This is a genomic window from Candidatus Poriferisodalis sp. (genome assembly GCF_965221945.1).
GTDB lineage: Bacteria > Actinomycetota > Acidimicrobiia > Acidimicrobiales > Poriferisodalaceae > Poriferisodalis.
This window is the reverse complement of the sequence record NZ_OZ244925.1, coordinates 1,612,522-1,625,603: the sequence shown is the minus strand read 5'-3', so window position 1 is coordinate 1,625,603 and position 13,082 is coordinate 1,612,522. Positions and strand designations below refer to the sequence as shown.

General features: G+C 66.8%; 10 protein-coding genes. 6 read left to right on the top strand and 4 right to left on the bottom strand.

The window, feature by feature from the left end; genetic code table 11:
* Nucleotides 1-45 precede the first annotated feature (45 nt).
* Nucleotides 46-1,458 carry an argininosuccinate synthase gene (gene argG, locus ACOQPH_RS07585; protein ID WP_420624026.1) on the top strand — a complete coding sequence of 471 codons (1,413 nt, stop codon included), beginning with the start codon at nucleotides 46-48 and terminating at the stop codon, nucleotides 1,456-1,458.
* A 21-nt stretch (nucleotides 1,459-1,479) separates the two neighbouring features.
* Here argG and ACOQPH_RS07580 read toward each other — a convergent pair whose 3' ends face one another.
* Nucleotides 1,480-3,756, bottom strand: a complete 2,277-nt coding sequence (locus tag ACOQPH_RS07580) for an NADP-dependent isocitrate dehydrogenase (protein ID WP_420624025.1) — start codon at nucleotides 3,754-3,756, stop codon at nucleotides 1,480-1,482.
* A gap of 80 nt (nucleotides 3,757-3,836) precedes the next feature.
* On the bottom strand, nucleotides 3,837-5,276 hold the full coding sequence (tcuA, locus tag ACOQPH_RS07575) for an FAD-dependent tricarballylate dehydrogenase TcuA (RefSeq protein WP_420624323.1): 1,440 nt from the start codon (nucleotides 5,274-5,276) through the stop codon (nucleotides 3,837-3,839).
* A 227-nt stretch (nucleotides 5,277-5,503) separates the two neighbouring features.
* Here tcuA and ACOQPH_RS07570 point away from each other — a divergent pair, with 227 nt between their 5' ends.
* The 3 genes from ACOQPH_RS07570 to ACOQPH_RS07560 are packed head-to-tail and all read left to right on the top strand — an operon-like array spanning nucleotide 5,504 to nucleotide 7,322.
* Nucleotides 5,504-5,788: a type II toxin-antitoxin system ParD family antitoxin gene (locus tag ACOQPH_RS07570; protein WP_420624322.1), complete on the top strand. Its 285-nt coding sequence runs from the start codon at nucleotides 5,504-5,506 to the stop codon at nucleotides 5,786-5,788.
* Complete coding sequence (locus ACOQPH_RS07565; RefSeq protein WP_420624024.1) at nucleotides 5,788-6,108, top strand: type II toxin-antitoxin system RelE/ParE family toxin; 321 nt, start codon at nucleotides 5,788-5,790, stop codon at nucleotides 6,106-6,108. Before ACOQPH_RS07570 ends, ACOQPH_RS07565 begins: the two co-directional genes overlap by 1 nt.
* A 53-nt stretch (nucleotides 6,109-6,161) precedes the next feature.
* On the top strand, nucleotides 6,162-7,322 hold the full coding sequence (locus tag ACOQPH_RS07560) for an Ldh family oxidoreductase (RefSeq protein WP_420624023.1): 1,161 nt from the start codon (nucleotides 6,162-6,164) through the stop codon (nucleotides 7,320-7,322).
* Nucleotides 7,323-7,349: 27 nt separating this feature from the next.
* Here ACOQPH_RS07560 and ACOQPH_RS07555 read toward each other — a convergent pair whose 3' ends face one another.
* Complete coding sequence (locus tag ACOQPH_RS07555; RefSeq protein WP_420624022.1) at nucleotides 7,350-8,207, bottom strand: TauD/TfdA dioxygenase family protein; 858 nt, start codon at nucleotides 8,205-8,207, stop codon at nucleotides 7,350-7,352.
* Nucleotides 8,208-8,375: 168 nt separating this feature from the next.
* On the opposite strand from ACOQPH_RS07555, the gene ACOQPH_RS07550 reads away from it, so the two are divergent.
* Nucleotides 8,376-9,686 carry an ATP-binding protein gene (locus tag ACOQPH_RS07550; protein ID WP_420624021.1) on the top strand — a complete coding sequence of 437 codons (1,311 nt, stop codon included), beginning with the start codon at nucleotides 8,376-8,378 and terminating at the stop codon, nucleotides 9,684-9,686.
* A gap of 32 nt (nucleotides 9,687-9,718) precedes the next feature.
* Here the strand turns inward: ACOQPH_RS07550 and ACOQPH_RS07545 are convergent, their stop codons facing one another.
* The gene (locus ACOQPH_RS07545) at nucleotides 9,719-11,848 is read right to left on the bottom strand and encodes a 3-hydroxyacyl-CoA dehydrogenase NAD-binding domain-containing protein (RefSeq protein ID WP_420624020.1); all 2,130 of its coding nucleotides are present in this window, start codon (nucleotides 11,846-11,848) and stop codon (nucleotides 9,719-9,721) included.
* A gap of 148 nt (nucleotides 11,849-11,996) precedes the next feature.
* On the opposite strand from ACOQPH_RS07545, the gene ilvE reads away from it, so the two are divergent.
* Nucleotides 11,997-13,022 carry a branched-chain-amino-acid transaminase gene (ilvE, locus tag ACOQPH_RS07540; protein ID WP_420624019.1) on the top strand — a complete coding sequence of 342 codons (1,026 nt, stop codon included), beginning with the start codon at nucleotides 11,997-11,999 and terminating at the stop codon, nucleotides 13,020-13,022.
* Nucleotides 13,023-13,082: the final 60 nt, after the last annotated feature.

The window sequence follows — 13,082 nt, the reverse complement described above, 5'->3', positions numbered from 1 at the left end:
TATTGCAGGGCGAATCGGGGGACCAAAGCCGTACCGTTAGGGCCCATGTCGAACAGACCTGCCTCGACTGGCTCAGGCGACGACGCCTCGCCGCCTGCGGGCGCGCCAGCCGCCAGCGGTGCGCGTGTGCTGGCAGAGCTGCCGACCGGCGAACGGGTGGGCATCGCCTTCTCTGGGGGGCTCGACACCTCTGCGGCGGTGGCGTGGATGGCCGAGCGCGGAGCGCTCGTGTGCGCCTACACGGCCGACCTTGGCCAATACGACGAACCAGACCTGTCGGGCGTGCCGCAGCGGGCGCTCGACTACGGCGCTCATGCGGCGCGCTTGGTGGACTGCAGGGCCGAGCTCGTGCGAGAGGGTCTGATGGCGCTGCAATGCGGCGCGTTTCATATCTCGACGGCGGGCCGCACGTATTTCAACACGACGCCGCTGGGGCGTGCGGTGACCGGCACGATGCTGGTGGCTGCCATGGCCGAAGACGGCGTGGATATCTGGGGCGACGGCTCGACGTACAAGGGCAATGACATCGAGCGTTTCTACCGCTACGGCCTGCTCGTGAATGCCGGTCTGCGCATCTACAAGCCGTGGCTGGACTCGGCGTTCGTGGATCAGCTCGGTGGCCGTGCCGGCATGAGCGAGTTCCTGGTGTCGTGTGGCCTGCCGTACCGGGACCCCACCGAGAAGGCGTACTCCACCGATGCGAACATCTGGGGTGCCACCCACGAGGCGAAGCGCCTGGAGGACCTGGCCACCTCGATGGAGATCGTCTCGCCGATCATGGGCGTGGCCCACTGGGACCCCGCGACCGACATCGAGCCTGAAGACGTGACCGTCCGGTTCGAGGCCGGCTGGCCGGTGGCGATCGGCGGGCGGACCTTCGCTGCGGGGGGTGCCGAAGGCAGCGACCACGTTGCCCTGATACTCGAAGCCAACGCCGTAGGCGGGCGTCACGGCCTCGGCATGAGCGATCAGATCGAGAACCGTGTGATCGAAGCCAAGTCGCGGGGCATCTACGAAGCCCCGGGCATGGCGCTGCTGCACATTGCCTATGAGCGCCTGCTGTCCGCGATTCACAACGAAGCCACGCTGGAGAACTACCGAACGATGGGGCGTCGACTGGGACGGCTGCTCTATGAGGGGCGCTGGTTCGACCCCCAGGCGCTCATGCTGCGCGATTCGCTGCTGCGCTGGGTGGGCTCGGGTGTGACCGGCGAGGTCACGCTGCGGCTGCGCCGCGGCGACGACTACTCGGTGCTCGACACCACCGGGCCCGCGCTGACCTATGAACCAGACCGGCTGTCGATGGAGCGCGTCGAAGACGCTGCGTTCGGACCTGCGGACCGCATCGGGCAGCTCACGATGGCGAACCTGGACATTGCCGACAGCCGTGCGAAGCTCGCCGCCCACCGGGAGTCGGGCCGGCTCGGACCTGGCGGTCTGGCCGAACTCGATACCTGAGCGCTACGGCGCCCGTGCGCGTCAGCCTGATGAGCCGGAGCGGAAGCTGTCGAGAATCTCGTTGAAGGTCGCGCTGGGCCGCATGGCGGCCTCGGCCGACGCGGGATCTGGCAGGTAATAGCCGCCGACGTCGACCGGGGTGCCCTGGCAGTCGACGAGCTCGGCGATGATCGAGCCCTCGTTGGCAGCGAGAGCCGCAGCGAGGGGGGCGAACTGCTCGGCCAGCGCAGCGTCGGTGCCTTGGCGGGCCATCTCGTCTGCCCAGTGCTTGGCCAGGTGGAAGTGGCTGGCGCGGTTGTCGGGCTCGTTCACCCGGCGGCTGGGCGCCCGGCCCTCAGCGAGCCAGGTGCCGATTGCCGCATCGAGCGTGTCGGCAAGCAGCTGCGCGGCGGGGTTCTCGGCGACACGGGCGAGGTGCTCGAGCGACACCGCCAATGCCAGGAATTCGCCCAGGCTGTCCCAGCGCAAGTGGTTCTCGGCAACCATCTGCTGCACGTGCTTGGGTGCCGAGCCCCCGGCGCCGGTTTCAAACAGGCCGCCGCCGGCCATGAGCGGAACGACCGACAGCATCTTGGCCGAGGTGCCTAATTCCAGGATCGGGAACAGGTCGGTGTTGTAGTCGCGCAGGACGTTGCCGGTGACCGAGATGGTGTCGGTGCCGCGACGGATGCGCTCCAGCGAGAAGCGGCAGGCATCGGCCGGTGCCAGCATGCGGATGTCGAGCTCGCCGATTGACGCATCGGCTGCCTGCCGCTGCGCCATGCGGGCATTGATCTTGGCGAGGAGCTGCGCGTCGTGCGGTCGTTCGGCGTCCAGCCAGAACAGCACGGCAGCCCCGCTGAGCTGCCCCCGCTCGATGGCCAGGTCCACCCAGTTGGCAATCGCCGCGTCCTTGGTGGTGCACATGCGCCAGATGTCACCTTGCGACACAGCGTGGCTCATCAGCACCTCGCCGGATTCGGACACGACGCGCATGGTGCCGGGGGCGTCCACCTCGTAGGTCTTGTCGTGGCTGCCGTATTCCTCAGCCTTCTGGGCCATGAGGCCGACATTTGGCACCGAGCCCATCGTCGTGGGGTCGTACGCGCCGTGGGTGCGGCAGTCGTCGATGACTGCTTGGTACACGCCTGCATAGCTCGAGTCGGGAATGACTGCCTTGGTGTCCTGCTGGTTGCCCTGCGCGTTCCACATCTGCCCGGAGGCCCGGATCATCGCCGGCATGGAGGCGTCGACAATCACGTCGCTGGGCACGTGCAGGTTGGTGATGCCGCGGTCTGAGTCGACCATCGCCAGGCCGGGGCGCTCGTCGAACACAGCGGCGATGTCGGCCCCGATTGCCTCGCGCTGTGCCGCAGGCAGCGATTCCACAGCGGCCAGCACGTTGGCCCAGCCGTCGTTGGGATCTGCACCCGCCGCGGCCAGCGTGTCGCCGTGCCGCTCGAACACCGGCGCGAAGAACGCGCGCACGGCGTGGCCGAAGACAATGGGGTCCGAGACCTTCATCATCGTGGCCTTGAGGTGCAGCGAGAACAGCACCCCCGCGGAGCCGGCTTCGGCGATCTGGGCATCCAGGAATTCGCGCAGAGCGGTGACGGACATGAACGTGGAGTCGGCAACCTCGTCCGCGTCCACGGAAACCTTGCGCATCAGCCGCACGTTGCCATCGCCGTCGACGTGCTCGATGCTCAGCGAGCCGGCACCGGAGACCGTCACCGACTGCTCGTTGGAGCGGAAGTCGCCGCTCGACATCGTTGAGACGTGAGTCCGACTGCTGGGTGACCAGTCGCCCATCGAGTGCGGGTACTGCCGGGCGTATTCCTTGACGGCCCGGGGTGCGCGGCGGTCCGAGTTGCCCTCTCGCAGCACCGGGTTCACCGCCGAGCCCTTGATGCGGTCATAGCGCTTTCGGATCTCGCGCTCCGAGGCGTCCGCGGGGTCATCGGGAAAGTCGGGCACCGCGTAGCCCGCCGATTGCAGCTCGGCGATTGCGGTCTTGAGCTGGGGGACCGAGGCGGAGATGTTCGGCAGCTTGATGATGTTGGCGTCGAGATGCTGGGTCCACCCACCGAGTTCGGCAAGCGCATCACTGATTCGTTGGTGAGGCTCAAGGACGTCCCCGAAGACGGCAATGATCCGGCCGGCGAGCGAGATGTCGCGCGTCTCGACGTCGACACCGGCGGCATCGGTGAAAACCTTGATGATCGGCAGCAGCGAATACGTGGCCAGCGCCGGCGCCTCGTCTGTGTGGGTGTAGACGATCTTCGATGTTGAGTTCTGCGGTGAGGTGGACATCGACATAGCGATGCGACGCTACCGCCCGCCTCTGACCCCTCGCCCGGAGGGCGAGATCAGCTCAGCGCCCGTTCGGTGCGAGCAGCTCAGCCGGCCGCGTGCGAAGCGGCGGAGCTTCCTGCCAAGCGACCGAACACAGCACCGGCCGACAGCCCCGAGCCGCCGGGATAGTTGCCGTAGAAGAGGCCGCCGACCAGCTCGCCAGCGGCATAGAGGCCGCTAATGGGGTGCAGGTCGGTGTCCAGCACGCAGCCGGTGCCGTCGATACGCAGGCCGCCGAAGGTGAACGTCAGCCCGCAGGTCACTCGGAAAGCCACGAACGGCGCTGTCTCCAGCGGCATCGCCCAGTTGGTCTTGTCGGGGCCGAGGCCCGTGGTGCGACGGCCGTCGAGCACGTTGGGGTCGAACGGGACGCTGCGGTCGACGGCTGCGTTGAACTCAGCGATGGTGGCTATGGCCGCCTCGGTGTCGACGTCTTCCATGCGCTCGCAGAGCTCTGCGATGCTGCCGGCGGTGACCCTGGTGACCTGCCGGATGCGGTACTCGTCGCGCAGCAGGTGATCGGTGCTGGCGTCGAAGACCTGCCACGCCGAATGCCCGGGCTGGGCCAGGATTTCCCGGCCGTAGCGGGCGTAGGTGTAGTTGCGGAAGTCGGCGCCCTCGTCCACGAAGCGCTTGCCGTGCTGGTTCAGAACGATCCCGAACGGGTAGCTGTGCTTCTGGAATCCGTCACCGACGGCCAGGTCTCCGAATTCGGGGGCGTTGTAATCCCACGCCACTGCGTGGGCGCCGCTCCAGTTGCCGTACGGCATGGCTCTCGCGTCGAGAGCCATCGCGATGCCGTCGCCGGTGTTGAAGCGGGTGCCGCGCACCTTGGCGAGATCCCAGCCGGGTCCGAGATAGCGGGTGCGCCACTCGGCGTTGGCCTGGAACCCGCCTGCGGCGAGCACAGCGGCATTGCAAGCGACCTTGAGCATGCGGCCCTGTCGCCGGATTCGCACGCCGCGCACGGCGCCGCCCTCGTCGAGCACCAGTGATCGTCCCGCAGCCTCGTGCCACAGGTCGATGCCGTTGCGATCCAGCGCCGCACGGAGCGACTCGACGAGTCCCTCGCCGCCGCCCACCGACTCGACCGTGAGGCCACCCCAGAACTTGAAGCGCCCGTCCACCTTGAAGGCCTGACGTCCCCAGATCGGCGCGAACCTCACGCCATGGCTTGCCATCCACGCCACGGTTTCCTTGCTGCGGGTGACCAGCGTGTCGGCCAGATCGGGATCGCACCGGTAGTCGGTGATGCGACCCAGGTCTGCATAGAACTCTTCTTCGGTGTAGGTGCCGAAATCGGTCATCTCGACTTCGGCATCGGTGAGATCGGGCATCAGTGCGCGCAGGTCGTCGACGCCGTCGTAGGCGAAGCGGATTGCGCCGGCCGTGAAGCGGCTGTTGCCGCCAGCTTCGGCCTCGGGCGCCCGTTCGAGCACCAGCACCCTGGCGCCTCCCTCGTGTGCCGCAAGCGCCGCGCACATTGCCGCGTTGCCCGCCCCCACGACCACCACGTCGTAGTGCTGCGAGTGCTCGGGCGTCGGCGCGGCATCTGACTGACTCACGCCGGGCGAGCCTATGTGCGCTAGCGGAGCCGTGGTGGTCCCCGCCGGTCCCACCGATCTCGACTCTGTGCACAGATGCCGCTTCGGACGGCACACGCCGATGGCAAACTCTGTCATCGCGATGCTACGCTGCGTTCGTGGCGACGATGAACGTGTCCCTGCCTGCCGAGCTGAAGCAGTACGTCGATGAGCGGACGAGTTGTGGCAGTTACGGCTCGAATAGCGAGTACCTGCGAGAGCTCATCCGCCACGATCAGGCCCGCGAGAACCTTCGGGAGATGCTGCTCGAGGGTGCCCGATCGCCGATTGCAGCCCGGGCCGACAAGCCGTTCTTCGCCGATATGCGACAGCGACTCGGCATCGGTGAAGTGGCTGATGGGGGAGATGAACAAGCGCAATCGGCAACCGAATCGCGTGGGCACGTGGAGTAGTGCCCAAACCGGTTGACGTTGGGCGACGCTGCCTCAGCGACATCGAGAGCGCCGCCGACTACTACCTGACCCATGGCGGGGACGCTGTCGCCGATGAATTCCTGACGGCCGTCGAGGATGCGCTCGACTACATCGGCGACAATCCACAGGCGGGGTCGCTCAGGTGGTCGTACGAACTCGGATTGCCTGAGGTACGGCATTGGCCGCTTGACCGATTCGCCTACTTGATTTTCTACGTCGATCAACAGGACCACGTGCGTGCGTGGCGGCTGCTCCATGCGCGGCGCGACATCGCGATGGAGCTGCAGGTACAGGATTGAGGTCGTGACCACCAGTCGGCGCCTCTGAGTTGCTGGCGACCTACGCTGCCGCGATGAGCGAGACCCGCACAACCAATGACGCTGCGACCGCCGATGTTGCCGCCGATCAGCCCGTCGTGATCGACCATGAACGCTTGGCTGGCTTCATCGCTGAGATCTTCCGGCATACCGCGTGCTCGGACGCCGAAGCCGAGCGCATCGGCCGCAGCCTCGTGGGTGCCAACCTTGCCGGCCACGACAGCCACGGGGTCATCCGCTCAGCGCTCTACGTCGAGCTCCTGGCCAACGGCGTTCAGCTAGCCGACCAGGAGATCAAGGTGCTGATCGACTCGGGTTCGCTGATGCTCGTGGACGGCCAGTACGGCATGGGCCAGACCGTCGGCCCGGCAGCTGTGGCGCTCGGCATCGAGCGTTGCAAGGAGTTGGGCACGGCCATCGTGGGGCTGCGCAACGCCGGGCATCTCGGACGCATCGGCGAATACGCCGAGATGGCCGCAGCCGAGGGCCTCGTGTCGGTGCACTTCGTGAACGTGGCCAACAGCCGCCTGGTTGCGCCTTTCGGCGCCAAGGAGCGGCGGATGGGCACCAACCCATGCGCCTACGGCGCCCCGGTGGCTGGCAGGCGACCAGTCATCCACGACTTCGCCACCTCGGTCGTGGCTGAGGGCAAGGCCATGGTCGCGCTGCACGGCGGTCCTGCGGTGCCGGAGAACGCGTTGGTGTCTGCCGAAGGCGAGATCACCGGTGACCCACGGGTGCTCTACAGCTTTGCGGACGGCCAGCGGCCCAACTCGATGGACGGTCCCGGCGCGCTGCGGGCGATGGGGGAGCACAAGGGCTCGGGCATCTCGGTCATGTGCGAGCTGCTGGCGGGAGCGCTCACCGGCACGGGCACCGCCGGACCCCGCCGGGTCCGGTTTGCCAACGGGATGCTCTCGGTGTACGTCGACCCGGCTCAGATCGATGCTGCAGTCGGCGAGACCGACGACGGCTACAACGGCATCGCGGCGGACTATCTCGACTGGTTTTACGGGGCCGCGGCGATCAACCCTGACCAGCCGGTGAAGCTGCCAGGCGATGTCGAGCACGAACGACGTCAGCACCGCAAGGCCAACGGCATCACGCTGCCCGCTGAGACATGGGAGAGCATCTGCGGGGGTGCTCGCGCAGCTGGCGTCCCCGAGGCGAACATCGCCGCCGCCAGCGGCAGCTGAGCGCAGCCGGTTTCGAGCCGCGGCCCGCTACTCGTCAAGGGTCGGTCCCTGGCCCTGCACTCGGGTCTGACGCATGTAGCGGCGCCAACGGTCGGCGTCGTAGCCGGCACCTCGGTGCAGCATGCAGCGGTTGTCGTAGATGACCGTGTCGCCCGAGCTCCAGCGATGCGAGTACACGCCTTCGGGTCGGGTTGCACCCGCGTTCAGTTCGTCGATCAGTCGGCGGCTGTCGATTCCCGACCATCCGACGATGGATCGGGCGTGAGACCCGACGTAGTAGTTCTTGGCGCCGTTGCTCGGGTTGGTCCGCACGAGCCGCTGGGGGATCGGCGGCAGCGATGCGGCGTGATTGGGGTCGACCGGTGCAACCTGAGTGCGGCTGAAGACGTAGTCGTGCAGCACCTGGAGTTCGTCGATCTCGGCTTGGAGTGACGGGTCCAGACGGGCGTACGCCGCCCGCTGGCTGGCGTACTCGGTCTCGCCGCCCTCGCCGGGCACTTCATAGGCATGCAGGATCGACACATACGACGGCACGAGCCGGAACGACGAGTCCGAGTGCCAGAGGTTGTTGCCCTTCTGGTTCCGGGTCAGCGGATCTGACTCGTCCCGCTTCGTGTCGGAGTCGATGACGTTGCCGATCGTGCCGAAATAGATGACTTCGCCGGTCTTGCCGAAGTGGACATGGTTCGGCTCGGGCTCGCCGAGGCACCGGGTGAGCGCGAATTGCGCCTCGTCGGTCATCTCTTGTTCTGGGAAATGCAAGAGCGAGTGCGTGTCGATGGCTTCGCGCAGCGCGGCGGTCGCCTCGTCGTCGAGGTCCGCGCTCAGGTCGATGCCGGTGACCTTGGCGCCGAAGTCGGGATGGATCGGCTCAATTGTCAGCATCGACGTATCTTGGCACTGCGCAGCGAACTCTTCAGCCGGTGTCGTGGCCCAGCGAGTCGCCTTCGGCCAGAGTCGCTATATCGCAGAGACCTCAAACACTATGTTTTGCACCCCATAAATACTACGTTTGTATTGCCATACATAGTACATTCCTGTAGTGTGACCGACATGAAGGCCCGCGCGTCGCCCGCTGGTGCTGATCACCCGCTGCAGCCGGCCGGGTATCGGCCCCGTATCGCAGAGGGGCTGCTCGATGACGCGCTGGAAGCGGTGCCGATGGTGCTCGTCGAAGGGGCCAAGGGATGCGGGAAGACTTGGCTGGCGCTCAGTCGGGCCCGAACGAAGATGATGCTGGCGGAGGACCCCGACGCCCTGTGGGCCGCACAGACGTTGCCCCACGAGTCGTTGTCGTCGGGTCCTCGGCCGTTGTTGGTGGACGAGTGGCAGCGGGCGCCACATGTGTGGGACACCGCGCGCGGCCTCTCAGACGTGGACCACGGCACGGGCAAGTTCTTGTTCACGGGGTCCTATGCGCGTGCTGATGCCGTCACCAGGCACTCAGGCGCCGGCCGGCTCATGCGAGTCCAGTTGCGCCCTATGTCGCTGCTGGAGACCGGCGACTCGACCGGGGAAGTGTCGCTCTCGGCGTTGATGGACGGGCAGTCATGCAGCGCTCTCGGTGAGCGCCCGAGCGCTGTTCGACTGGCCGAGTTGATCTGCCGGGGCGGCTGGCCGCGGCATCCGCATCTGAGCACCGCTGCATGCCAGCGGCTACTGGTGGCGTATCTCGACGAGACCGCCAGAGTCGACCTGAACGTCGAGACCGGATCAGCTCACAACCCCGAGAAGGTGGGCCGTCTGCTGAGAGCGCTGGCACGCAATGTCGCCAATGTGGCATCCCAAGCTCTGCTGGGCCGAGAGACCGGTGCCGACGGCGCTAAGCTCAACCATCAGACTGTCAGCCGCTACCTCGACGCACTGACGCGCCTCTTCGTTCTCGAAGATCTCGCAGCGTGGTCGCCGCACATGCGCTCGGCTTCACCTGCCCGGCAATCGCCCAAGCGCCACATGGTCGACCCGTCCCTCGCCGTCGCTGCGCTGGGCGTGGGACCGGAACGTCTGGCTGGTGACCCGCGAGCGCTGGGATCGATGTTCGAGTCGCTGGCTGTGCGCGATCTGCGTGTGTATGGCGATGCGATCGATATGAGCGTGTTCCATCACCGAGACGGCGACGGCGGCGAGATCGATGCCGTCATCGAGGCCCGCGACGGGCGCTGGATGGCAGTGGAGGTGAAGCTGGGCGCCAACCCAGCCATGATCGATGATTCGGCGCACCGGCTGCGCACCGTCGTTCAGCGAATCGACACATCCCAGCGGGGCGATCCCGTGCGATTGGTCATTCTCACGGCGTTCGGCACAGTGGCCCATGACCGGTCCGACGGAGTGAGCGTGGTGCCCATCAGCCTGTTGGGACCGTGACAGCGCGCCGTCATGTCTCGGGCTGACTTGGCTCAGCTCTCGTAGCGGGCCAGCGAGCCGCCCTCGGCCGCCAGCCGCTCCAACAGCGGGCTCGGCGTCCAGTGGTCGCCGCCGAGCGTCTGGTCGTAGTGGCGGATGCGATCCAGCACCTCGCCGAGGCCGATCTCGTCGGCCCAATACATGGGGCCGCCGGTGTACATCGGCCAGCCGTAGCCGTTGATCCAGGTGACGTCGACGTCGCTGCCCCGCAAGGCAATGCCCTCGTCGAGAATCTTGGCGCCCTCGTTGACCATCGGATACAGACACCGCTCCCCGATCTCGGCGTCGGTCACCTCACGCAGCGTCACTCCCCGTTCGGAGGCGAAGTCGCGGATCATCTGGGTGACCTCTGGGTCGGGGGTCGATGCCCGGGTGTCGGGGTCGTAGATGTAATAGCCCCGGCCGTTCTTCTGGCCCCGCCGGCCCGATTCGCACAGGACCTCGCGCACAGTCGAGCTCGACGAGGTGTCGGGGTTCCAGCCCACGTCGAGACCGGCCAGGTCGCGCATGGCGAACGGACCCATCGGGAAACCGAAGTCGTAGACGACCTTGTCGACCTGGGCGGGCGTTGCGCCTTCGAGCAGCATCTGGTCGGCCTCGACGCCGCGCATGAACAGCATCCGGTTGCCGATGAAGCCGTGGCACACACCGCACAGCACCGGCGTCTTGCCAATGCGCTTGCCGATCGACATGGCAGTGGCGATCGCCGTGCGCGACGTGGCATCGCCTCGCACGACTTCGAGCATTCGCATGACGTTGGCGGGAGAGAAGAAGTGCATGCCGACGACGTCTTCGGGCCGCGACGTGGCCGAGGCGATCTCGTTGACGTTGAGCGCCGAGGTGTTGGTGGCGAGCACTGCACCCGGCTTGCAGATCTCGTCGAGCTGCGCGAACACGTCCTTCTTGAGCGCCATGTTCTCGAAGACGGCCTCGATCATCAGGTCGCAGTCGGCGAAGTCGCCCATGTCGGTGGAGCCCTGCAGCAGTTCCATCCGGGTCTGCACGTCGTCGGAGGAGATGCCGCCGCGGGCCGCCGTCCTCTCGTAGTTGCGTCGGACCACGGCGAGGCCGCGTTCCAGGCTCGCCTCGTCGCGTTCGACGAGGGTGACCGGGATGCCGATGTTGGCGAAGTTCATGGCGATGCCGCCGCCCATCGTCCCCGCTCCGAGAATGCCGACATGGGCGATGTCGACCAGGGGTGTGTCACGCGGCACGTCGGGCACCTTTTGCGCCGCCCGCTCGGCGAAGAAGTAGTACTGCTGGGCGCTGGCCTGCAAGCTGCCCATCAACTCGCCGAAAATGCGTGCCTCCGCCGCCAGACAGGCGTCGAAGTCGCTACTGGCAGCCGTGGAGACCGCTGCTTCGACGCAGCGGATGATCCGCTCGGGCGCTTCGAAGCCGCGTGTCCTGCGGGCGATCGAGGCCCGGAACGCGGCGAACTGCTCGGTGCCGAAGCCTTCAAGGCGTTCGTTGCGGTCACGGATGCGTGGCCGGGGTGTGTTCTCTGCGGCGGCACGCCGAGCGAACGCCACGGCACCGGCTTCGAGATCGGCCAGCGAGTCGCCCACGATCTCGTTGATCAGGCCGCACTCAAGCGCCTCGGAAGCGCCGATGGGGTCGCCACTGACCATCATCTCGAGCGCCCGTTGCGGGCCGGTGATGCGAGGCAGGCGTTGCGTGCCGCCGCCCCCAGGCAGCAAGCCCAGCTTCACCTCGGGCAGGCCGAACTGGGCCGAGCTGATCGCCACCCGAAAGTGAGCGCACAGCGCCACTTCGAGCCCGCCGCCGAGCGCGGTGCCATGAATCGCAGCCACGACGGGCTTGCTGCAATTCTCCATGGCCTCCTGGCCGGGTACGAGAGCGGGCGGCTTGGGCGGCTGGGAGAACTCGGTGATGTCCGCGCCGGCGATGAAGGTCCGCCCGTCGCAGATGAGCACGATGGCCGAGGCGTCGCTGGCCTCGGCAGCGGCCATGCCGTCGATGAGGCCTTGGCGCACGTGGTAGCTCAGCGCATTGACCGGTGGGTTGTTGACGATGAGCAACGCCACGTCGTCGCGGCGCTCGAGTCGGACCGACTCGGTGATCTGGCCCTCGGCAGTTTGACTCTGGTCCTGCTGTGTCATGGGCCGCAGCGTACGCAACGACGGTCCGGCAGTTTCGAGCCACAGGCGTCCGCCTCGCAGAATTCGCCCCTGTGCGATCTCGGCCTGGCGATACGCTTCGAATGTCCTGAGCGCCTGTCCCGCCCGAGCCATATCGAATGGAGTTCTGGTGACCACCAAGCCCGACCCGTTCACGGTCCCGTTCGGGACCATCTTCTGTGACTGGATGACGACGGCGCGAGCCGACGACGGGCCGTACGTATATGGCGGTGCCGCAGAACCGTTCGGCGACTTCACGATCAGCCCCGCGGCGCACGTGCTCCACTACGGGAGCGCCATCTTCGAAGGTCTGAAGGCACATCGGCAAGTGGACGGGTCGCTGGCGGTCTTCCAGCTGGACCGCCATGTGAACCGCATGGTGTCCAGCGCAGCTCGGCTGCGCCTGCCCGAGACCGACGGCGCGACCCTGCGCCAGATGATCATCGACGCCGTCGAGGCCAATGCCGGCGAGGTGCCGGACCCGCCCGGCTCGCTCTACATCCGACCGACGCTCATCGGTACCGAACCTGACATCGGCGCTGCTGCCCGCCCGACGCGCAGCGCGCTGCTCTATGTCGTCAACTGCCCGGTGGGCGACTACTTCACTGGCGGTATGCGACCGCTGACGCTGTTGGTGGAAACGTCGACGCCGCGCACCGTGCCGCAGTTCGGCATGGTGAAGTGCGGCGGCAACTACGCCATGGCGCTCGCTCCCACACTTGACGCCATGGCAGGCAACGAGGCCATCGACCAGATGCTGTTCGCCACCGGAGGCGACATCACCGAAACCGGAGCCTCCAACTTCTTCCTGGCCGATGACGAGCGAGTCGTGACGCGGCACCTCGACGAGTCGTTTCTGCACGGCGTGACGCGGGCGTCGGTGATTGAGCTCGCAGATTCGCTGGGCTACGAGATCGAGGAGCGATTCATCGACCCCGACGAATTGGTCGAATGGGCCGAACGCGGTGAAGCATTCCTGTCTGGTACCGCGGCGATCCTGGCCCCGGTGGGGACCATTCTGTATGAGGGCAAGACGCTCACTGTGGGTGACCGGAAGCCGGGACGCAACACGATGCGGCTGCGTCAGGTATTGGTCGACATACAGATCGGCGCATCGCCGGATCCCTTTGGCTGGCGAACGCCTGTGAAGGGCTGAAGCAGCCGCCTTTCGATTCAGGCACGGTGGCCGATGGCCGGGCGCGGGTGCGCGAACATG